Annotated in this window: 21 protein-coding genes; 5 read left to right on the forward strand and 16 right to left on the reverse strand. The window is 41.4% G+C overall.

Going from position 1 to position 23,206, the window contains the following annotated elements:
- Positions 1–231 precede the first annotated feature (231 nt).
- Complete coding sequence (locus CWB76_RS00890) at positions 232–2,091, forward strand: cation:proton antiporter (protein WP_138604964.1); 1,860 nt, start codon at positions 232–234, stop codon at positions 2,089–2,091.
- A 42-nt stretch (positions 2,092–2,133) separates the two neighbouring features.
- Here the strand turns inward: CWB76_RS00890 and CWB76_RS00895 are convergent, their stop codons facing one another.
- The 15 genes from CWB76_RS00895 to cutA all read right to left on the reverse strand — a co-directional run bounded on the left by CWB76_RS00895 (position 2,134) and on the right by cutA (position 17,650).
- Positions 2,134–2,772 (reverse strand): tetratricopeptide repeat protein, encoded by a 639-nt coding sequence (locus CWB76_RS00895; protein WP_010391690.1) that lies wholly within the window; start codon positions 2,770–2,772, stop codon positions 2,134–2,136.
- Positions 2,773–2,895: 123 nt separating this feature from the next.
- Positions 2,896–4,209: an adenylosuccinate synthase gene (locus CWB76_RS00900; protein ID WP_010391689.1), complete on the reverse strand. Its 1,314-nt coding sequence runs from the start codon at positions 4,207–4,209 to the stop codon at positions 2,896–2,898.
- A 208-nt stretch (positions 4,210–4,417) separates the two neighbouring features.
- Complete coding sequence (gene hflC / locus CWB76_RS00905) at positions 4,418–5,296, reverse strand: protease modulator HflC (protein WP_010391687.1); 879 nt, start codon at positions 5,294–5,296, stop codon at positions 4,418–4,420.
- Between the two features lie 5 nt (positions 5,297–5,301).
- The gene (gene hflK, locus CWB76_RS00910) at positions 5,302–6,471 is read right to left on the reverse strand and encodes an FtsH protease activity modulator HflK (protein WP_010391686.1); all 1,170 of its coding nucleotides are present in this window, start codon (positions 6,469–6,471) and stop codon (positions 5,302–5,304) included.
- Positions 6,472–6,577: 106 nt separating this feature from the next.
- Entirely contained in the window at positions 6,578–7,861 is a 1,284-nt protein-coding gene (hflX, locus tag CWB76_RS00915; protein WP_010391685.1) for a ribosome rescue GTPase HflX, read from the reverse strand.
- Between the two features lie 16 nt (positions 7,862–7,877).
- A complete protein-coding gene (gene hfq, locus CWB76_RS00920; RefSeq protein ID WP_008113494.1) occupies positions 7,878–8,141 on the reverse strand; it encodes an RNA chaperone Hfq in 264 nt (87 codons plus the stop codon).
- A gap of 81 nt (positions 8,142–8,222) precedes the next feature.
- Positions 8,223–9,140, reverse strand: coding sequence for a tRNA (adenosine(37)-N6)-dimethylallyltransferase MiaA (miaA, locus tag CWB76_RS00925; RefSeq protein ID WP_138604965.1), 918 nt, complete (start codon positions 9,138–9,140; stop codon positions 8,223–8,225).
- Between the two features lie 10 nt (positions 9,141–9,150).
- On the reverse strand, positions 9,151–10,977 hold the full coding sequence (gene mutL / locus CWB76_RS00930) for a DNA mismatch repair endonuclease MutL (RefSeq protein WP_138604966.1): 1,827 nt from the start codon (positions 10,975–10,977) through the stop codon (positions 9,151–9,153).
- Between the two features lie 30 nt (positions 10,978–11,007).
- Positions 11,008–12,351 carry an N-acetylmuramoyl-L-alanine amidase gene (locus CWB76_RS00935; protein WP_138604967.1) on the reverse strand — a complete coding sequence of 448 codons (1,344 nt, stop codon included), beginning with the start codon at positions 12,349–12,351 and terminating at the stop codon, positions 11,008–11,010.
- A gap of 28 nt (positions 12,352–12,379) precedes the next feature.
- Entirely contained in the window at positions 12,380–12,847 is a 468-nt protein-coding gene (tsaE, locus tag CWB76_RS00940) for a tRNA (adenosine(37)-N6)-threonylcarbamoyltransferase complex ATPase subunit type 1 TsaE (RefSeq protein ID WP_138604968.1), read from the reverse strand.
- Between the two features lie 126 nt (positions 12,848–12,973).
- Positions 12,974–14,314 (reverse strand): acetyl-CoA carboxylase biotin carboxylase subunit, encoded by a 1,341-nt coding sequence (gene accC / locus CWB76_RS00945; protein ID WP_008113500.1) that lies wholly within the window; start codon positions 14,312–14,314, stop codon positions 12,974–12,976.
- Between the two features lie 26 nt (positions 14,315–14,340).
- The gene (gene accB, locus CWB76_RS00950) at positions 14,341–14,808 is read right to left on the reverse strand and encodes an acetyl-CoA carboxylase biotin carboxyl carrier protein (RefSeq protein WP_010391678.1); all 468 of its coding nucleotides are present in this window, start codon (positions 14,806–14,808) and stop codon (positions 14,341–14,343) included.
- A gap of 33 nt (positions 14,809–14,841) precedes the next feature.
- Positions 14,842–15,294 carry a type II 3-dehydroquinate dehydratase gene (gene aroQ / locus CWB76_RS00955; RefSeq protein WP_010391676.1) on the reverse strand — a complete coding sequence of 151 codons (453 nt, stop codon included), beginning with the start codon at positions 15,292–15,294 and terminating at the stop codon, positions 14,842–14,844.
- A gap of 230 nt (positions 15,295–15,524) precedes the next feature.
- A complete protein-coding gene (locus tag CWB76_RS00960) occupies positions 15,525–17,330 on the reverse strand; it encodes a protein-disulfide reductase DsbD (protein ID WP_138604969.1) in 1,806 nt (601 codons plus the stop codon).
- Positions 17,330–17,650: a divalent-cation tolerance protein CutA gene (cutA, locus tag CWB76_RS00965; protein ID WP_010391672.1), complete on the reverse strand. Its 321-nt coding sequence runs from the start codon at positions 17,648–17,650 to the stop codon at positions 17,330–17,332. Before cutA ends, CWB76_RS00960 begins: the two co-directional genes overlap by 1 nt.
- A 238-nt stretch (positions 17,651–17,888) precedes the next feature.
- Here cutA and CWB76_RS00970 point away from each other — a divergent pair, with 238 nt between their 5' ends.
- The 4 genes from CWB76_RS00970 (at position 17,889) to rnk (ending at position 21,053) form a co-directional block, all read left to right on the forward strand.
- Positions 17,889–18,368, forward strand: a complete 480-nt coding sequence (locus CWB76_RS00970; protein WP_010391671.1) for an FxsA family protein — start codon at positions 17,889–17,891, stop codon at positions 18,366–18,368.
- A 109-nt stretch (positions 18,369–18,477) separates the two neighbouring features.
- The gene (locus CWB76_RS00975) at positions 18,478–18,765 is read left to right on the forward strand and encodes a co-chaperone GroES (protein ID WP_008113511.1); all 288 of its coding nucleotides are present in this window, start codon (positions 18,478–18,480) and stop codon (positions 18,763–18,765) included.
- A gap of 49 nt (positions 18,766–18,814) precedes the next feature.
- Complete coding sequence (gene groL, locus CWB76_RS00980) at positions 18,815–20,464, forward strand: chaperonin GroEL (protein WP_054202663.1); 1,650 nt, start codon at positions 18,815–18,817, stop codon at positions 20,462–20,464.
- A gap of 175 nt (positions 20,465–20,639) precedes the next feature.
- Positions 20,640–21,053: a nucleoside diphosphate kinase regulator gene (rnk, locus tag CWB76_RS00985; RefSeq protein WP_138604970.1), complete on the forward strand. Its 414-nt coding sequence runs from the start codon at positions 20,640–20,642 to the stop codon at positions 21,051–21,053.
- A 56-nt stretch (positions 21,054–21,109) separates the two neighbouring features.
- Here the strand turns inward: rnk and CWB76_RS00990 are convergent, their stop codons facing one another.
- Positions 21,110–22,606, reverse strand: coding sequence for an NAD(P)H-hydrate dehydratase (locus CWB76_RS00990; RefSeq protein WP_138604971.1), 1,497 nt, complete (start codon positions 22,604–22,606; stop codon positions 21,110–21,112).
- Positions 22,607–23,206: the final 600 nt, after the last annotated feature.

Raw genomic sequence — 23,206 nt, forward strand, 5'->3', positions numbered from 1 at the left:
TCAACACTACTAAAGCTAGTGTTTTTTGTATTAAGTATCATGTGGTTAGACTACTATAAATATGAATTATATAGACTATAAATTTGATAACATTTTAGAAAATGACGTTAACACTAAATAAATAAGTATTATTTATTAGCTAAATTGAATTTACACGTGTATACCCACTGTATTACTGGTAGGTAACAGTTATACTTTTAAACATTATTAATATTAAGGAGTTTTTACTCTATGTCAGCAATTTATATAGCCGGTATTGCATTGTGTTCGGTGCTAGCCCAATGGGTCGCCTGGGCGTTCAGAGTACCCGCTATTCTGTTTTTGTTGCTTACTGGGCTTTTATTAGGGCCATTTAGTGGCGTATTAGACCCAGATGCCTTATTAGGCGATTTACTTTTTCCTGTGGTGTCTTTAAGCGTTGCTGTGATTTTATTTGAAGGGTCTTTAACACTGCATTTTCGGGAGCTTAAAGGGATCAGTAAAGTCGTAAGAAACCTCTGCTCTATTGGTATGCTTATGACCTGTGTCGTTATCAGCTTAAGTGCCTATTGGTTATTAGAGTTAAATTGGCGAGTCGCAGCAGTACTTGGCGCTGTGCTTGTTGTAACCGGACCAACGGTCATTGCGCCACTGCTTAACTCAATGCGACCCACTCAAGATATTGACCGTATTTTACGCTGGGAAGGCATAGTCATAGACCCTATTGGCGCTTTATTTGCGGTATTAGTATTTGAAGCTGTGATGTTAGTTGGCCAAGGTGAAGTACTTAGCCACACTATAATTGCACTAGTTAAAACTGTTGGGGTTGGTTTAAGTATTGGTGTGGTTTCGGGTTGGATCACAACGCAACTAATGCGCCGTGAATGGTTGCCATTTGAGCTACATAAATTTGGCATTTTAGCGTTAGTGTTAATTAGTTTTTCGATTTCAAACCATTTAAGTCATGAGTCAGGCTTATTGGCCGTGACTGTATTTGGTATTTGGTTAGCTAATCAAGATGACCTAGAAATAGATTCGGTGCTTGAGTTTAAAGAAGATCTGTCGATGATTTTGATCTCAACCTTGTTTATTTTACTCGCTGCCAGATTACAACTATCTGACTTAATGATGCTCGACAGCGACGTGTTTATATTTTTAGCTATTGTGCTATTTATTGCGCGCCCGTTGTGTATTGCTATTTCAACCTTTGGCACCGATTTACCAATGAAGTCTCGCTTGGTGCTGGCTTGGATTGCGCCTCGCGGTATAGTTGCTGCAGCCGTAGGCTCTGTATTTGCGTTAAGTATGATAGAAGCCGGTGTAGCCGATGCTGAGAAAATGGTGCCATTGATATTCACGGTTATTATTGTCACTGTGGTACTGCAAAGCTTAACGGCTATCCCTGTTGCTAAATTGCTAGGGGTGCGCCAGCCCTCCCCTAATACTATTTTAATTATTGGTGCCAACCATGTATCTCGTGCTATTGCTCGTGGTTTAAAGGAACAAAACATTCCCGTTCACTTATCAGATCCTGCTTGGGAAAACTGTAAAATGGCACGTATGGATGGTTTGCCTTGTTATTACGGTAATCCACAATCTGAGCATGCTGAACGCTATTTACCTTTAACCACTATTCGCAGTGTTTTAGCGCTTTCACCTAATCGTCACCATAACGCATTAGGGGTGCAGTATTTTTCTCATTTATTGAATGAAAAAAATGTATTTTCACTTCGCTCATCGTCATCACATGCTAAAGCAAATAAAGACAGCGCGACGTTCTTATCACGACAAATTCTGTTTGGTGAAAACGGAGCATATGCACGCTTAAGCAGCGTTATTGCCAAAGGCGGTAAAGTGAGTGCAACACGAATATCTGAAGAATTTAGCTGGCAGCAGTATTTAGAAATGAACCCTGAAGCAATTCCACTGTTTATTCTCAAAGGGGATAAAGACAGTGATGAAGACGCTCCAGTGAAAATGAGGCCTTTTACTAGTGATATGGAAAAACCACCACAAGAGGGTGAACGAGTAGTTGCATTGCAACCGCCTAAAATATCGCTATTAAAAGATCCTGCCAATAACAAAACCAAAGACAATAAAAAAGACGAGTAATAACTAAAAAAGCGAGAGTGCGGCAAAAGCACTCTCGCTTTTTTACATAGGTAATCGCGCGCGGGTAACGACACTGGCTGGCATTTTTTCAGCAAGTTTAGTTAATGCTCGCTCTATTTTTTTATGTGTCGCTTTATCAGCTACCGTGGTGTTAAACAGCCAACGATAAGCATCTTCGAAATCTCTTGGACTCCCATAACCTTGATTAAACAAACCAACTAATCGTAATTGCGCTTTTAAGTTGCCTTGCGCTGACGCCTCACGTAAGTAGGTTATTGCCATAGTTTTGTCTTTTTGGACCAACCGCCCAACGTCGTAGTAGCGACCTAGCTGCTCTAATGCAGCCGCTAAGCCCTGCTCAGCCGCTTTTTTCATGTAATACACACCTAAAGCAACGTCGCGCTCAACACACACTTTATAAGCGAGCATATCACCGTATAGGAATTGATATGATGGCAATGCCATTTTATTGGCTCGCGCTTCTATATCTTGCACTAACTGGCAATTATCTGCCTTTACGCGCGCTAGATGAGTGTTCTCATTAATTAAAGCTATTAACTCAGATTCAGTATACAGCGGCACAGCTGCAGGGCTTTCTTCAGCTAAGCTATTGCTTATATTAAACAAAGAAAGTGTAAGTAGTGATAATGACCACACTGAGCAACGAGAAGATAAACGCATATTAACCACTTTAAAAATAAACTTACCAAATAATATACAAAGATCGTTCCACTATTAATAGCGTCACTTTTCTGCAGACATAAAAAAAGCTGCACATGGCAGCTTTTTTCAACATAAACCCAATTATGCAAATGGGCTACGAAGTATCATTGTTTCAACACGATCAGGACCTGTAGAGATAATATCAACAGGTACGCCAGTGATTTCTTCAATACGTTTAATGTAATCAATTGCCGCTTTAGGTAAGCCTTCAAGCGATGTTACACCCACTGTATTTTCAGACCAGCCAGGCATTTCTTCGTATACTGGCGTTACTTTATCGTAACCTTCAGCTGCTAATGGCGTCACGTTAGTCACAGTACCATCTTCAAGCTTATAACCAGTACAGATTTTAAGTGTTTCTAAACCATCTAAAACGTCAAGTTTAGTTAAACAAAACCCTGAAATACTGTTGATTTGAACTGCACGGCGCATAGCCACTGCATCTAACCAACCTGTACGACGTAAACGACCTGTAGTAGCACCAAACTCATGGCCTTTGTCACCTAAATGCTTACCGACTGGGTCTTGCTTATCAAGGCCGTCGTAAAGCTCTGTAGGGAAAGGACCTGAACCTACACGTGTTGTGTACGCTTTAATGATACCTAGCACATAATCAAGGTGTAATGGGCCAAAACCCGCACCTGTAGCAACGCCACCAGCGGTGGTGTTTGAAGATGTTACATAAGGGTAAGTACCATGATCGATATCAAGTAGTGTACCTTGAGCACCTTCAAATAAGATGTTGTCACCGGCGTTACGCGTTTGATCTAAAAGCTCAGTTACATCAACTACCATTGCTTTTAAAATATCAGCAACAGCCATTGCATCATCAAACGTTTTTTGGAAGTCAACAGCGTCTACTTTGTAGTAGTTAACTAATGTGAAGTTGTGGTATTCCAATACTTCTTTTAACTTAGTAGCAAATAATTCAGGATTGAATAAATCACCAACACGTAAACCACGACGTGCTACTTTATCTTCGTACGCTGGACCGATACCACGACCCGTTGTACCGATTGGTTTATCGCCACGCGCAGTTTCGCGAGCTACATCTAATGCAACATGGAAAGGCAATATTAGCGGACATGCTTCACTGATTAAAAGACGTTCACGTACAGGTACGCCACGCTCTTCAAGCATGCCAATTTCTTTCATTAGCGCTTCTGGTGATAAAACAACACCATTACCAATCACACATTTAACATTGTCACGTAATACACCCGATGGAATAAGGTGTAGAACTGTCTTTTCACCGTCGATCACTAAAGTATGGCCTGCGTTATGACCACCTTGATAACGAACTACTAAAGATGCTTTATCTGTAAGGAGGTCAACTACCTTACCCTTACCTTCGTCACCCCATTGGGTGCCTAGTACAACAACGTTTTTACCCATTGCAAATTCACTTAGAGAAAATTAGGACGAGATTTTACCAGAAAACTAAAGCAATGTTCACCCCGTTTAGCTTATTTTTTCCTCGTGCGGGTAGTAAACATCAGTGTTTCGTTAATAATCACATAAATAACAGTCATTTATAAACTTAAAATTCAGATAACAAAAAGCCCTGCAATTGCAGGGCTTTCAAGTTTAACTAAAGCTATGATTACTGAGCTTTCGCGCCTTTCATGTATTGGAAGAAGTCGCTATCCGGTGATAACACCATCACGTCTTGCTTTCCTTTGAAAGTTTGTTTGTAAGCTTCTAAAGAGCGGACAAAGCTAAAGAACTCAGGATCTTTATTGTAAGCACTAGCGTAAATCGCAGCAGCGTCAGCATCACCTTGACCACGAACAGAACGAGCATTACGTTCGGCGTCGGCAAGCATTACTGTTACGCGACGGTCAACGCCTGCACGAATTGTTTCTGCTTTTTCCTGACCTTCAGAGCGGTGCTCTTTAGCAACTGCAGTACGCTCAGCGCGCATACGTTGGTAAATAGAGCTACTCACCTCTTGTGGTAAGTTAATTTGCTTAACACGCACATCAAGTACTTCAATACCCAGCTCACTAGCACTTTCAGATGCTTGTACTAACGCTTCTTCCATCAGCTCGCTACGCTCACCAGATACAATTTCACGAATAGTACGCGTACCAAAGTTAGTACGTAGGCCATTATTTACTTTTTGCTTAAGCAGTGTTTCAGCGTATTGCTTGTCACCACGTGCACGCAGGTAAAAAGAACTAAAATCGTTTACGCGCCATTTTACAAACGAATCAACGATTAAGTCTTTTTTCTCGCTAGTTACAAAGCGATCTGGTGTGCCATCTAGTGTTTGAATACGTGCATCAATACGACGTACTTGGCTAAAAAATGGGACTTTTAAGTGTAAACCCGGGCCATAAACTACAGCTTCATCATCGCTGTCTTTTTGCACTTTACTAAATAAAAGTACAATCGCCTTTTGCCCTTCAGAGACCACGAACACCGACGAGAAAGACATCACAATGGCGGCTAATAGGATTACTAAACTAAAGTTTTTCATTGCTCTTATCTCCCGTCGTTAAAGCGATCATTGTTAAAGCGATCGTTACCACTATTAACAGTGCTGTTGCGTGACGTATTTACCTTGTTACGTAAATCGTTTATATCGCTTGAGCTAGGTAAAGCAATACGTGTTGATGAACCCTGTTTTTCCATGATTTTATCAAGTGGTAGGTACATCATGTTGTTGCCACCTTTAACATCAACCAACACTTTAGAGCTATTACCTAGCACTTCTTGCATCGTGTCTATGTATAAACGCTCACGTGTTACTTCTTTAGCTGCTTGGTATTCTGGAAGTAATTTCTCAAAACGGGCCACTTCACCTTGCGCTTCTAAAGTAATACGTTCTTGGTAACCTTCAGCTTCTTGCGTCATACGAGTCACTTGACCACGCGCACGCGGTTCAATTTCACGGGCATACGCTTCTGCTTCACGAATAAAGCGTTGCTCATCCTCTTGGGCCGCAATTGCATCATCAAACGCATCTTTAACTTCCATTGGTGGACGAGAGTCCTTGAAGTTAACGTCAGTTACGATTAAACCTAAGTTGTAAGGTTCGATGATTTGATTTAGCTCATCCCAAGTATTTTGACGTACAACTTCACGGCCGTTTGTCAGTACTTGGTCCATTTTTGAATGGCCAACAACATAACGCAGCGCACTATCTAATGCTTCTTCAAGGCTGCTATCAGCGTTAGTGACACTAAACTTGTACAAGTAAGGGTCGATTACTCGATACTGTACTTCAAATTCAACGCTTACTACGTTTTCATCTTCGGTTAGCATAAAACCTGATGCTGATAACGAGCGAACAGCTTCGATATCGACTGGAATAACCGTTTCAACAAAGGTCATTTTCCAACGCAAGCCAGGATCTGCAATTCGGTCAAACTTACCAAATTGAAGAACGACGCCGCGCTCAGCTTCTTTCACCGTATAAATACCGCTTAACGCCCATACAATTGCAGCGATAATAAGTACAAATGAAATACCGGCTCCGCCAAGTCCACCGCCGCTACCATTGCCGGATTTTTTACCGCCAAATAAGCCGTTAAACTTGTTACTGAATTTACGGAACACCTCGTCTAAATCAGGTGGGCCTTGATCACGTCCGCCTTTGTTATTCCACGGATCTTTGTCATTGCCATTATTACCCGGTTCATTCCAGGCCATAGCTATACTCCATTGTTATCTAAATAAATTCGGAAATTGTGTTAAATCTAACAAATCTTCTGCGTTTCTTATACTAAAACCGACATTAATCTTGCAGTTTTTAATCTCAGCTAATAAAACTTTCAATTTCAGGACCAAAATCTTTAATTAAACGGTTCCACTCAATCATAGGCAATCGTACATCAAGCAACCAATTACCTTGTTCATCAAACCGCTCATTGTGTACTGCACTTAAATTAAATAGTGATGCTCTTAAACGCCCATATTGTGGTGCGAGTAATAACGTTTCATTAAGCATTTGCTTAGCGAGTAAATCGCTAATAGCTTCACTAAGTAATTCACAGCCTTCGCCAGTTTTTGCAGATAGCCATACCCTTATAGGTTGGCCCTCGTCATCACGATCAATACGTGGCGTTACCTCATCCAGCGCATCAATTTTGTTATAAACTAATAACTGCGGTACCTCGTCGGCTTCAATTTCTTTGAGGACTTCTTGTACCTGTTCAATATTTTCTTTTCGGCGAGGATCAGCTACATCTATCACATGCAGTTGTAAATCGGCTTCACGCGTCTCGGTCAGAGTTGCTTTAAATGCAGCTACCAAATCATGCGGTAAGTGTCGAATAAACCCTACAGTATCGGCTAAAATAACAGAACCTACATCACCAATATCGAGTTTACGCAGTGTTGGATCTAGTGTGGCGAATAGCTGATCGGCTGCATATACATCTGAATCGGTAATATAATTAAACAGTGTTGATTTTCCGGCATTAGTGTAACCCACCAGCGACACTGTTGGAATTTCATTGCGCGTACGAGCACGTCGACCTTGCTCACGCTGTACAGCCACTTTCGCTAGTCGTGCACGAATATTTTTAATACGTGCGCGCAATAAACGTCGATCGGTTTCTAGCTGCGTTTCACCCGGACCACGTAAGCCTATCCCCCCTTTTTGGCGCTCAAGGTGGGTCCAACCACGAATTAAACGTGTAGACATGTGACGAAGCTGCGCCAACTCAACCTGAAGCTTACCTTCATGAGTACGGGCACGCTGAGCAAAAATATCAAGAATAAGTGTTGTTCTATCAAGTACCCGACATTGGCAAACACGCTCTAAATTGCGTTCTTGAGACGGACTCAACTGATGGTTAAAAATGACAACATCGGCATTGTGGATTTTGACAATTTCAGCTATTTCTTCCGCTTTGCCGGTACCGACAAATAGCTTGGGATGTGGTGCTTGACGGCTGCCTTGCACAACCGCCAAACTACTAACACCAGCAGAAGATACCAACATTTCTAATTCATGAAGATCTTCGCGATCCCCATCTTTAGGTAGGTCGATATGGACTAAAATTGCCTGTTCGCCAGATTCATAGCGGTCAAACAAGCATTACGCTCCTAATTTAAAAGTTTCCTGGTTCAGTTTCTTCAGTGTCTTCATTTCCCTGTACACCTTGGAAGTTGACTGCGCGTGCAGGTACAACTGTTGAAATTGCATGTTTATACACCATTTGATTAACAGTGTTTTCCAGTAAAATTACAAATTGGTCAAATGACTGAATTTTACCTTGTAATTTTATGCCATTTACCAAAAAGATTGATACTGGAATGCGCTCGCGGCGTAATGCATTTAAAAATGGGTCTTGTAACGATTGGCCTTTTGCCATGTTATTATTCCTTCGTTCTAGGTGTTATTATAATTAAGTGGCTGAACTAATTTAATAAAGCTAAATTTTGTCCAGCTACTACTAGCTTAGCGAACTTACTACACGATGCAAGTTTTCTTCATCACCGGTTGTTAACCACGTAACGTCAGGCCAACTTCTTAACCACGTTAATTGACGCTTAGCCAATTGACGAGTGGCAGCAATACCGCGAAAAACCATTTCATCATGGTCTATTTCACCCGCAAGGTAATCCCACATCTGTCTATAACCTACACAACGAATAGAAGGCATATTGGGATGTAAATCCTCACGTAGATATAGGGTCGAAACTTCTTTTTCAAACCCCTGTTCAATCATTATTTTAAACCTTTCTGCAATTCGCTGATGTAACTCTTTACGATCATCTGGAGCAATAGCAAATTGATGAAAAGTATAAGGTAAAGGTGGCTGTTTTTGCTTTTGCAATTCAGTCATTGTTTTACCTGTTATACGGTAAACCTCTAAAGCGCGATTAATTCGTTGTGAATCATTTTCACTCATCTTTTTCGCAGCTTGTGGATCTACTTTTAATAGCTCTTGATATAAATATGGCCAACCGTACTGTTTCGCCTGTACTTCAAGCTCAGCTCTTATCTGCTCATCAGCCTCTGGTAGAGGGGATAATCCATCAATAAGGGCTTTAAAGTACATCATTGTACCTCCAACCAGTACAGGCACTTTACCTTGTTGATGAAATTTATCAATTTTTTCTATCGCATCGCGTCTAAAATCAGCTACTGAATAGGTTTCGCTTGGGTCGAGTAAGTCAATTAGGTGATGGGGTGCACGTGCTAGTTCGTCGGCATCCGGTTTAGCGGTACCAATATCCATACCTTTATAAACCAGTGCCGAATCAACGCTGATAATTTCAGTATTTAAATGCTCACACAGTGAAATTGCCAATGCTGTTTTACCAGCAGCGGTGGGGCCCATTAAAAATATGACCGGTAAATTACTCAACTCGAATACCCTAATTAAATTGCGCTAGATAAGACTTTAGATCTATTTTAACTGCTTTTTCACGTAAACGTTCAATTGTTTGCGCATTATTTTGTAAGCGAGTTTGCTGTACTGCAAAGGCTTTACTGGCATAGAACCGTGTAGGTATTACATTTACCTGCCACGCTAGCCACTGATCAATACTTTCTAACTGAGCTTTACACCCATCAAGTAAGGCATCGACTGCGGCACTCACGTCAAGTAAGTACAAGCAAACAGGCAACTTCTTTACCATAACAAATTGTTTTTCAATTAAAAGTTCAAAGCCAAGCAAAGTAAACCATGATTGTTGCGTAGCCAGCAGTTCGATATCTTGTTTTGAGACATTGACCCGTACGGGTAATAACAATGCTTTGCCCTCAAGGCTGCCTTGCTCTTTAATTTGTGCAAGCCAATCATCCGCTAGCGCATATTTAAAGTGTGCACAATAAAGTTGGTTTTCATCATTAAACACACAAGCGCCCTGTTCAATGGTTATTATATCGACAGTACGAAGCGCTGTATCTGATACTTGAGTCTCATCTAATTGCACAAATGGTTCTGGATTATCAAAGTGATGTGCTTGCTGCTCACTCACACCTTGATAAAACGCATTTACGTCATGGTAATTTCGACTTTCAGCACGTTGTTGATTACCTGTACCTTGAGTTGCAACACTATAAGTTGTGCTATGCGCTGAAGATGACCGACTAGGCTGTAATGACGACTTAGGGTAATCAAACGGTTCACTACTGGTAGTAGTGTGTGCATTAAATGCAGCCACCGGTGGGCTATTATCATTAGCTTCACTGGAGTTTGAAAACTCAGCTTGCAGGGGCACAACAACTTGTTTTATCGCTTGTAAAATAAAGTCGTGCACTAAGCGCCCTTGATGAAAGCGCACCTCATGTTTAGCAGGATGTACGTTTACATCCACTTGACGTGGATCTATATCAATATAAATCACAAACCCAGGTAACTCTTGCTCACCGCTGACTTCTTCAAATGCTTGGCGAATAGCGTGCAAAATAAGTTTATCGCGCATCATACGATTATTTACATAGGTGTACTGTGTAGTATTAGCCGAGCCAACCGGGAGCACCCAACCATGTAGTTGCAGCCCTGCTTCACCTGATTGAATATGCAGTCCTTGCTCTGCAAACGCTTTACCCGCCACTTGGGCAACTCGTGTAATCGCTTGAGCAGGTTCGGTTTTAGGACGATACTGACGCACCACTTTTTCGTTATGGGTTAACGTAATTGATACGTCAAAGCGACTCAGTGCAATCCGCTTTATAAGCTCATCAATATGGCTAAACTCAGTTTTTTCGGTACGTAAAAACTTACGCCGTGCTGGGGTATTAAAAAATAAATCTTTTACTTCAATTGTGGTACCGCTGGGATGTGCCACAGGCTTTACCTCTACGGCCATATCTCTGCCTTGTGCAAAGGCTTGCCAAGCGGCTTCTTGCTGTTCGGGCTTAGAGCTTAAGGTTAAGCGAGATACCGAGCTAATAGACGCGAGAGCTTCGCCTCTAAAGCCTAAAGAGCAAATATTTTCTAAGTCATCGAGCGACTTTAGTTTACTGGTAGCATGGCGAGAAAGCGCTAATGTGAGCTCCTCTTTTGCAATGCCTGAACCATTATCACGAATTCGAATCAGCTTATGACCACCGCGTTCAATATCTATTTGAATACGTTTCGCACCTGCATCTAGGCTATTTTCTACTAACTCTTTAACCACCGACGCGGGACGCTCAACAACTTCACCCGCCGCAATTTGGTTTGCCAAGCGCGCAGGTAATATTTCAATACTCATAAAAACCTTAAATGTTGTGCGCTTTTAAAATTAACTCTGAGGAATATCAAGTTCCTGGCCAATAAATAGCGTATTTGAACTGAGCTTATTAACCTGTTTTATTTTACTGATACTAACGCCATATCGACCTGCCAACATACTCAGTGACTCCCCCGGACGTACCTTGTGCTTTGTTGGGTATTGAGACTTTAATGACGCAAACAGTGAGTCGTCAGGCGGGTTGCGTAAATAGTAATTTTTAATTGAGGTAAACATCGCTTTCGCCAAACGTTCTTGGTGATTGGCGCTTTTTAGTAGTCGTTCTTCACGAGGGTTAGAGATAAACCCAGTTTCAACCAAAATAGACGGAATATCTGGCGACTTCAATACTGCAAGGCTGGCATGTTGCGGTGCCTTTTTGTGCATTTTTGCTACTTTTTTTAATTCTTTTATCACTTCATCTGCAACACTTAGCCCTGTTTTCATGGAATGATCCATCGACATATCAAGCAAGGCTTGTGCTAAGTACTTTTCATTTGCAGCATCTTTAATTACATCGGCAGCACCGCCAAGTAACTCTGAGTGTTTTTCTTTATCCTCAATCCATTTACCAATTTCCGAATTGGCACGTCGCAGCGACAACACCCATACAGAAGCACCATTGGGTCCCGGACTGGTAAACGCATCTGCATGAATAGAGACAAAAAAATCGGCTTTTTTCTGGCGAGCGCGATTAGTTCGTGTATTAAGTTTAACAAAGTAATCGCCACTGCGAACCATACGCGAAATCATGCCTCGCTCAGCATCAATCATGCGCTCTAAACGCTTGGCAATCTGCAAAGTGATGTCTTTTTCGTAAGTACCTGATGGGCCAATGGAACCTGGGTCTTCACCACCATGGCCTGCATCAATAGCAATTACAATATCGCGCTCTTGGCTTAACTGGCGTTTTTTAGCCGCCGTTTGTGCCGGACTAACCGCCCCTTTTGATTGGCTTTTGTCGTATAAGTCGACCACCAACCTGTTTTTATAAGGGCCTGTGGGGGCAAGTGCAAATATAACCGGTTTAACTGGCCCATTTAATTCAAACACTAAACGCACGCTGCGTTTATTTTTAGGTTTTGAGTAACGTAACTTGCTAACAATTTGATGTTTTGGTGGCACACCTGGCAATTTTTTTAATTCATCAGTGTTTTCTAAATCAACCACTAAACGACTTGGGTTTTTTAGCATAAAGTAACTGAAGTCGGGTTTATCATCGAGATCAAACACCACCCGAGTGCTATCAGGTGATGGCCAGACACGCACACTATTAATAGTGTTTTGCGCCCACAATGGCAAGCTCACTGTAAAAACCATGAGGTAAATAAAAAGTTTAACTAAACCACGACTCATTTTGATAATCACTGCCTTAACTATTTTATTATCTATTATTTAGTTTATTGACAATTGCTACACCACGCTCACTCGCACTGTTAATAACAATTTTACGCTCATCACCTACATAACTTAGCGTAGCATTTAGATCGGGAACAGGAATAAATTCTCCGCCTTTTTCCGGCCACTCAACAATACAAGTTGCCGTTTCTGAAAAATAATCGCGAATCCCCATAAATTCAAGCTCTTCTGGGTCACCTAATCGGTATAAGTCAAAGTGATAAACATTGCCACGCACAAGCTCGTAGGGTTCAACTAGTGTATAAGTGGGACTTTTAACCTTACCTATATGACCAAAACCTTGCACTATACCGCGAGTAAATGTCGTTTTACCGGCCCCTAAGTCACCATGCAAATAAATAACTGCGCCCTGCTCTATTATGGCAGCTAATTTATTACCCATAGCAACAGTGGCATTTTCATCGACTAAATGAAAATTAAAACTACACGACATGATTACCTCAAAATTTACGAAAAGCGCATATTTGTTAATCATACCAGATTATTTATTTAAGGTGATACTGCCTCTTTTTTAAAGATAAAAAAACCGGCTTAAGCCGGTTTTTAATTAGCGTGGACTTTACAGTCCTAATTTCTTCTCAAGGTAGTGGATATTTGTGCCACCATTTTTGAAGTTTTCATCTGCAAGAATACGTTTATGCAGTGGCGTATTGGTTTTAATACCATCGATAACGAGTTCATTAAGCGCATTACGTGCTCGGGCGATAGCGACATCACGGTTTTCACCGTAAGTGATCAGCTTACCAATCATAGAATCGTAATGTGGAGGAACGGTGTAGTCAGCGTAAATATGACTGTCCCAACGAATACCTAAACCACCAGCTGGATGAAAACGGGTAATTTTACCAGGTGATGGAATAAAGGTTTCTGGGTCTTCAGCATTAATACGACACTCAATAGCATGGCCACGAATAACCACATCTTCTTGAGTGAATGATAAAGGCTGACCAGCGGCAATTTTTAATTGCTCTTTGATTAAATCAACACCGGTGACCATTTCAGTTACTGGGTGCTCAACCTGAATACGGGTGTTCATTTCAATGAAGTAAAATTCACCGTTCTCGTATAAGAACTCAAACGTCCCCGCACCACGATAACCAATTTCGATACATGCGCGTGTACAACGCTCACCAATGAACTTACGTACTTCTGCAGTAATCCCTGGTGCTGGCGCCTCTTCCACTACTTTTTGGTGGCGACGTTGCATTGAACAATCACGCTCACCTAAGTGAACCGCATTGCCTTGACCGTCGGCCAATACTTGTACTTCGATGTGGCGTGGGTTTTCAAGGAATTTCTCCATGTAAACCATGCTGTTGCCAAAGAACTGTTTCGCTTCTTGTTGGGTTAGAGCAATTGAATTGATTAACTCAGCTTCGTTGCGAACAACACGCATACCACGGCCACCGCCACCGCCAGCTGCTTTAATAATTACCGGGTAACCAATACGCTTAGCAATTTGCATGTTGCGTTCTTTATCATCCGATACCGGACCATCAGAGCCAGGTACACAAGGAACACCCGCTTTACGCATCGCTTCGATTGCCGATACTTTATCGCCCATTAGACGAATAGTATCGCCACGAGGACCGATAAATACAAAGCCACTTTGCTCAACTTGGTCTGCAAAGTCTGCATTTTCAGCAAGAAAACCATAACCTGGGTGGATAGCGACTGCATCAGTAATTTCTGCTGCTGCAATAATGCGTGGGATGTCTAAGTAACTTTCAGTTGCTGCTGGTTTACCAATACAGATGGTTTCATCTGCTAGTAATACGTGCTTAAGATCGCGATCCGCCGTTGAATGCACAGCAACCGTTTTGATCCCAAGCTCTTTGCAGGCGCGCAATATACGAAGTGCAATTTCACCTCGGTTTGCAATGACTACTTTATCTAACATGAGAGTTGGCCTTTTACGTTGCGCTATTATTCAATGATGAATAAAGGTTGATCAAATTCTACTGGCTCGCCGTTTTCTACTAAGATAGCTTTTACTGTACCGGCTTTATCTGACTCAATTTGGTTCATCATTTTCATTGCTTCAACGATACATAGCGTGTCGCCAACTTTAACCTGAGAGCCCACTTCAACATATGCTGGTGCTTCTGGAGAAGCTGCTGCGTAAAAAGAACCTACCATAGGTGATTTAACTTGATGACCTGTAGGGCCTGCAGGTGCTTCAGACTCTACGGCTGCAGGTGCTGATGGTGCAGTCGCGGCTGGAGCAGGTGCTGCTGGGGCGTATTGTTGAGGTGCGAATTGCGCGTACGCAGGACCGGCACTCATGTTATTACGGTTAATACGTACTGATTCTTCACCTTCAGTGATTTCTAGTTCTGCAATACCTGATTCTTCTACTAATTCAATTAGTTTTTTGATCTTGCGAATATCCATAAACGGCCCGCCTATTAGTTTGTTAGTTTAAATTTAGTTTGAGTTTTGCAATCGGCTGACTGCTGCATTTAAAGCAGCGTGATAACCCATTGCACCTAATCCACAAATAACGCCTTGCGCCACATCAGAAAAATAAGAATGATGGCGAAACGTTTCACGTGCATGCACATTACTTAAGTGCACTTCAAAAAACGGAATATCAACGCTTAGCAATGCATCACGTAATGCGACGCTTGTGTGCGTAAATGCTGCAGGGTTAATTATTATGTAATCAACCGCTTGCCAAGCATCATGAATGCGTTCAATGAGCGCTTGTTCACTATTACTTTGAAAATGCGTTAACTCCACACCTAAACTATTAGCAGCGCTGTTTAACTCGCTCACAATATGCTCTAAAGAATGCGAACCGTACTTATCAGGTTCACGCTTTCCTAGCATGTTTAAATTTGGGCCATTTATAACTAAAATCTTTAATTTTGCAGCCATAATACGCGATATATCCTATAAGTAATGAGTTAAGCGGTTACCAACTAGTTTTTCTCTAAAAAGTAAGCAGAAAAAAGTAAGATAGCAACAATTTCTCACGTTAACCAACTATTATAGTGATTTCGAAGTAAATAGCAGCAAAATACTGGTCTAATCTCTATTTTGGGGACTATCTTAAGGGGGAGAATAGTGGCACAACATTACCAATCATGTTGTGCCATAAAGAATGGTTATTCAGCGCTGGCACGCACTGCAGCTAGGTGCTTAGCAAAATCATCTGCATTTAAAAAGCCAGTAACACGTTGTGCACTTAGCTCTTCACCTTGAGTATTGAAGAATAAAATACTCGGTAAACCAAACACTGAATATGCTTCCATTAGCTCAATTGTTTCATTATCGCTTTGGGTTAAGTCAATTTGAATCAGTTGATAATGGCTAAACTCACTTTGTACTTGCGGGTCAGGAAATGTGTAATGCTCAAACTCTTTACACGCTACACACCAGTCAGCGTATAAGTCCACCATTACCATACGACCTTCACCATTTGCTTGTGATACTGCTTGCTTCAACTCGGCTAAGTTAGCAACATGCTTAAACTCATTGCTTTGCGAGGTTGTTTGTAAACTCACAGCTTGTGTTGGCCAAAAATAATTTTTGGTTAAATTAAAGCCCGTAAGCACTAATAAAACAGCAATAACCCACAATAAGGTTTTTAATTTACCTTGTGCTTGGGCGCTTTGCCAATGATGAAAATAAAGCGCTGTGGCGATAGCTAATAGACCTACTAATAGTAAAATTATCTCGATATCGATAATTCGCTCTAACAAAATAAGTGGCACAACTAACATAATAAAACCAAATAAGGTTTTAACTTGTTCCATCCATCCGCCAGCTTTCGGTAATAACTTACCTCCCGATGTACCAAGGAGTAACAACGGTAAACCCATTCCTAGGCTAAGTACATAAAGCGTTAGTCCACCCACTAAGTAATCGCCGCTTTGTGCCACAAATAATAATGCGGCTGATAAAGGCGCAGTGGTACAAGGTGATGCAATAAGCCCTGATAAAACCCCCATCAGGAATACCCCAATGTAGTTACCACCTTTTTGATTGTTACTCACTTGGGTTAGCTTGTTCATCATGCCGCTGGGTAACTTTATTTCGTACCAACCGAACATCGACATAGCCAACAACACAAACAATAAGCTAAAACTTATCAATACATATGGGTGCTGTAAGTAACCTTGTACTTGTCCGCCTAATGCAGCAACCACTAACCCCAATGCGGCATAGGTAACCGCCATACCTTGAATATAAACAAATGATAGGGCAAATGCTTTTTTGGTAGACAGGTTCTTTTGACCTGCAATTAAGCTAGATAAAATAGGAAACATCGGAAATACACAGGGTGTAAATGCCAAACCTACGCCCACAGCAAAAAATATAGCTAAATTAACCATTAAGCTTTGGCTGGCTAACTGCTCTGAAAAGGTGAGCTCTTTCTCGGGTGTTGCTATAGTAACAGGTTTTTCTACAGGTTGGCTAAGTGCCGCAAATGCACTACTTGCTGCTGTATTTTCATTAGTATTAGTTTCACTTGCCAGTACACTTAATGGAATGCTGATGATTTCAGGTGGGTAACACAGCCCTGCTTTTGCACAGCCTTGATAACGCACCTTAACAACGCCATCTTCACTGACATTACTCAACTTGCTAATAACGCTGATAGAATTAAAAAACACCTCAGTTTTGCCAAAAAACTCATCTTCAATTATTTCACCAGAGCCCAACTCAGGCACGTCAATGCTGGCACCTTTGGCAATAATTTCTATTTTGTCTTTATATAGATAATAGTCATCAGCGATATCCCAACCAACAAATAGCGTGCTGCCTTGCTGGTCAAAATCAAATACAAACGCTTCATTGACCGATAAAAATGTGTGCTGAGTTGGTTTTAGAAAATCATCAAGGGTATTTTGTGTTGCCCAAGCAGGCGCGATTAATACGCTTAATAAAAAAAATAAAATAAAGCGCATTAATGAAGCACCTCATCCATCCAATTAAAATAAGCCAAGTTACCCGTTGCCACATCAACAACTTGTATTTCTGGTACTTCGTAGCTGTGAAGATCTTTTAAGGTTAAAAATACATCGTTCATTTTGTCAGCTTTGGTTTTAATTAGTAGCTTCACTTCTGTTGCTTCAGCTACTTCACCTTCCCATATGTAAATAGAACTCATGGCCGGTAAAATATTTACACAAGCGGCTAGTTTCTTTTCTATTAGCGCCATAGCCAATAAACGGGCTTCATCGTTATCTTTGCAAGTGGTAAAAATAAGTTTAAATTGCGTTGTCATAGTGAACCTTTACTTGTTTATGGGGGTCTAGCCCCATAGTAGCTGATAGCGGGTGTAATGTGTAGACACGAACTCTGCCAACATTTTGGGTCTTTGCAGTCAAGTGACTTAAACCCACTAGCTATAATTTTACTAACATTAGAGTTGATTACTTACTCTTATTAGCTTGAAAATAGACCCGACAACCCTCACTTATATTTCATTAGCACCTTAATGAGTGTCATTTTTAGAGAGTCTTATGTTTAGAATTTTATTTTTACTGTTTATCATCATCCCTATTATTGAAATTGCTTTACTAATTCAGGTTAGTGACGTTATAGGTGGCTTCGCAACAATCGCTTTGGTGGTACTAACTGCTATTGTGGGTGCGAAAATGGTGAAACAGCAAGGAATGGGCGCACTACAAAACGTACAAGTGCAAATGGCTCAAGGGCAAATGCCGGCTAAAGAGTTGTTTACTGGTATTTGCGTGATTATTGCTGGCGTACTTTTATTAACACCCGGCATTATGACGGATGTATTTGGCTTACTGCTTCTTACTCCAGCTATTCGCAATAAATTAGCCGCAGGACTTGCCAGCCAGGCAACGGTGAGAATGAGCGCTAGTATGCACCAAACGGGTACTTCAGGATTTTCACAACCTCATCAATCAATGCATCATGAGCAAGATGAAAACCGTCCCAATACTATAGATGGTGAATACGAGCGAAAAGATTAAAAATTTATCATTTTTTCTCTTGGAATTTTTCACTCTACCCCCATTAATGAAAGCAAATTAGATACACTTTTTTCTGTACTGTTCAGAAACTGTTAGGAGAACTAAAAACATGAACATTCGTCCTTTACAAGATCGCGTAATCATCAAGCGTCTAGAAGAAGAAACCAAGTCTGCTGGCGGTATTGTATTAACTGGCTCTGCAGCTGAAAAATCAACTCGTGGAGAAGTTGTTGCCGTAGGTAATGGTCGCGTTTTAGAAAATGGTGACGTTCGCGCGTTAGAAGTGAAAGCCGGTGACACTGTGTTATTTGGCTCATATGTTGAAAAAACTGAAAAGATCGAAGGTCAAGAATACCTGATCATGCGTGAAGATAATATTTTAGGCATTGTAGGCTAAACCTACTTTTCGTTTAACACACATTTTAAGAATTTAGAGGAAATTAAACATGGCAGCAAAAGAAGTACTGTTTGCAGGCGACGCACGTGCAAAAATGCTAACTGGCGTAAACATTTTAGCAAACGCAGTAAAAGTAACATTGGGCCCTAAAGGTCGTAACGTTGTACTAGACAAATCATTTGGCTCTCCAGTAATCACTAAAGATGGTGTATCTGTAGCTAAAGAAATCGAACTTGAAGACAAGTTTGAAAACATGGGCGCACAAATGGTTAAAGAAGTAGCGTCTAAAGCAAATGATGCTGCTGGTGACGGTACCACTACCGCAACCGTGCTTGCTCAATCTATTGTTAACGAAGGTCTTAAAGCAGTTGCTGCGGGTATGAACCCAATGGATCTTAAGCGCGGTATTGATAAAGCAATCATTGCTGCAACAGCAGAACTTAAAGCTCTTTCTGTCCCATGTTCTGATACTAAAGCAATTGCACAAGTAGGTACTATTTCAGCTAACTCTGATAAAGAGATTGGTGAAATTATTGCTGATGCAATGGAAAAAGTAGGCCGTAATACTGGTGTTATCACGGTTGAAGAAGGTCAATCACTTGAAAACGAACTAGATGTTGTAGAAGGCATGCAGTTTGACCGTGGTTACTTATCTCCATACTTCATCAACAACGCTGAAAAAGGTGCAGTTGAACTAGATAACCCATTTATCTTACTTGTAGATAAAAAAATATCTAACATCCGTGAATTATTACCAACATTAGAAGCGGTTGCAAAAGCAAGCAAGCCTCTACTGATCATCGCAGAAGACCTTGAGGGTGAAGCGTTAGCGACACTAGTAGTGAATAACATGCGTGGTATTGTAAAAGTATCAGCGGTTAAAGCACCTGGCTTTGGCGATCGTCGTAAAGCAATGCTACAGGATATCGCGGTATTAACTGGCGGTACTGTAATTTCTGAAGAAATCGGCCTTGAACTTGAAAAAGCAACAGTTGAAGACTTAGGTACAGCTAAGCGCGTAGTAATCACTAAAGATGATACAACAATCATTGATGGTGCTGGTGAAGAAGACGGTATCAACGGCCGTGTTGCTCAAATCAAAGCACAAATTGAAGAAGCGACTTCAGACTACGATAAAGAAAAGCTACAAGAGCGCATGGCTAAGTTAGCTGGCGGTGTTGCTGTAATCAAAGTAGGTGCCGCTACTGAAATTGAAATGAAAGAGAAAAAAGACCGTGTTGAAGATGCATTACATGCAACTCGCGCAGCGGTTGAAGAAGGTGTAGTACCAGGTGGTGGTGTTGCATTAGTACGTGCTGCTAGCAAGCTAGTTGAGCTACTTGGCGACAATGAAGACCAAAACCACGGTATTAAAGTGGCACTTCGTGCGATGGAAGCACCACTTCGTCAAATCGTTACAAACGCAGGCGATGAAGCATCAGTTGTTATTAACGCAGTTAAAGGCGGAGAAGGTAACTACGGTTACAATGCAGCCACTGGCGAATACAGCGACATGATTGAAATGGGCATCCTAGATCCAACGAAAGTAACACGCTCTGCATTACAATTTGCAGGATCGATTGCTGGTCTAATGATCACTACAGAGGCTATGGTTGCTGAAATTCCTAAAGAAGAAGCAGCTGGTGCACCTGATATGGGTGGCATGGGCGGCATGGGTGGAATGGGCGGCATGATGTAATCATCCCCTAAACACTTAGCTCAAATAAAAACCCAGCTTCGGCTGGGTTTTTAGCAATAGAGATAAAATAAATTCACTAAACAACAATAAAATTAACTCAGTGTATTCCAATGCAACTGAGTTCCTGCAAGCTATACCAGAGTAAATTTTATTTAACATGATTAAGGATATTAAGTTGAATACAAAACCTGAAATTATCATTTCATCGCTGGATGCAGATAGGTTGTACACACTAATGGAGTCGTTGCCTGCAAACAGCTTTGCGGGTGAAAAAGAACTTGAAGCAGAACTTGCACGAGCCAGCATAGTTGAGCCGCACGAAGTTCCCGCAACCGTGGTAACCATGAATTCAACTGTGAACTTTGTTGTTGAATCTACAGGCGAAGAGTTTACTTTAACGCTTGTTTACCCAAAAAATATTGATTCAATTGGCGACAAAATATCAATCTTAGCCCCTGTAGGTAGTGCATTACTTGGCCTTTCACAAGGTGATCAAATTGAATGGCCAAAGCCTGGCGGTGGATTAGTTACAGTAAACATCAAAGAAGTTACTTATCAGCCTGAAAGAGCTGGTGAGCTTCACAGATAGTAGCCAAAACAAGCAGCGAAGACATTAGCTGGCACAGCCAGTCATTGCTGCTTTTACTATTTATGATTGATCAGTGCTCTTACATGCGCAAATAAATCACTGGCTAACATTCCTCTTTGCCCTGATTGTTCACAGGCTCTATCACCCGCCTTTGCATGTAACACAACGCCATAACATGCTGCCTCACTGGTATTTAATCCTTGAGCCATTAATGCCCCAATTATACCACTAAGCACATCACCACTTCCTCCTACAGCCAAACCAGGGTTACCATTTTCACATATCCAAGTATGCTCGGTATTATCGATTAGCGTACCTGCGCCCTTTAAAATAGAGGTCGCTGCGAAGTTGGTCGCACATTGTCGAGCATAATAAAAACGATCAGACTCAACCTCAGAGGTAGTTAAGTTTAATAACCGTGCAGCCTCTGCAGGATGAGGCGTTAGCACGGTATTATTTAATTTATGAGAAGATGATTGCTTAGCTAATAAGTTTAAGGCGTCTGCATCAATAACAGTAGGGATATTGTTTTGCTGGCAATAACGGATTGCCTGCTCAAAGGTTTTTTGGGCCCATTCATCTTGGCCTAAACCTGGACCGATAACTACACACGTTGACCATGCTAGGGCATCATCCAAGTGTTCACTAGTTACCATAAGTTCTGGTCGCCCGATGCTCACAGGTAAAACGGCATGTTCATGGGTATACACTTTTACCATTCCAGCACCAGACCTTAATCCACTTTCAGCACTTAATCTAATAGCTCCTGCAGAGCCGTGGTTTCCTCCTATACATAATAATTTTCCATGACTACCTTTATGGCTGCTCACTGAGCGCTCAGGCAAAGGTTTAAAGCTGTCTATATTGATAATCTGAGCAGAAGGGGTGGCTAGTTTCATAAATTGCTCGCCAATACCTAACTCGTCGAAATACAACTGCCCGGCATGCTGCTTTCCTTTAGTCGTGGTGAGTCCTTGCTTTATCCCAACTAATGTCATTGTTTTGGTGGCCATAATGGCTGTTCCTTGAGGACAGCCTGTATCTGCATTAATACCTGACGGCACATCAATACTCAGTATTGGTTTAGTGCTTTCATTTACCGCTTTAATAATAGTAGCAACATTATCGCGTACCGTATTCTCAAGACCAGTACCGAGTAATGCATCAATTATCACATCACACTCATCGAGTGCATCAGCGCTAAAGTTACAAATTTCACCACCGGCATCAATCCATTGCTTTTGTGCTTTTGCTGCATCTCCGGATAAGGCTTTATTCGGATTAATCGCGCAAACAACTACATGCCGATCTGCTTGTTTGATTAACCGAGCTACCTCATAACCATCTCCGGCATTATTTCCATTACCTGTAATAACTAACGTTTGTTTTGCATTAAAGGTTTTCCAACAGCAAAAAACAGCCTCCGCGGCACGCTGCATCAGCGTGTAAAGGTCTGCGCCGGTAGCATGAACTGCTTGTTCTTCATACCCTTTTATTTGTTTTGACAAATAGGTCCATTGCTCGTACTTAGGTGACGTTAGTAGTAATGACATAAACAGCTCAATTTAATAAGAATACCTAATTTCATTTTGGGCTTTATAAATTCTTTTTCAAGTAAAACATAGTTATGTAATCTATAAGGCTTTATTTAAGGATCTATTAACTTTATATAACGAGGATCACCATACAAGAGAAGTTAATAGGAGGTCAGCGTAAAGCAGGGCTTATTTTACCTAAAGCCGAATGCTTTGCACTTCTCTTACATTTGGAGTCGGTGTGCTACTTCGAAGCGACAGCAAAGTAGTATGTCCTGGAATCGGCTCTGATCAATTATCTTCCTTTAGCCTAATACCTTTAACCTTTTACATTTGTTTTTCACTTTTCTGCAGACGTAAAAAAGCCCGGCTCTTTCGAGTCGGGCTTTCTTGTATTTGGAGTCGGTGCGCTACTTCGTAGCGACAACGCAGTAGAATGTCTTAGTGCCCACAGCGATGGAGAGAGCCACATAACAAATGCTACGCTCTCATCCTCTGTCGTGTTCTTCGTGTTCTTTTATCCTTGGGTTTCGTGATACTCAACCCACGCTACGGTTGTCTGATTAACGCAGTGCAACTGATAGCTGACGGCTGACGGCTGACGGCTGACGGCTGACG

Source organism: Pseudoalteromonas sp. S1609 (genome assembly GCF_005887255.1).
Lineage (GTDB): Bacteria > Pseudomonadota > Gammaproteobacteria > Enterobacterales > Alteromonadaceae > Pseudoalteromonas.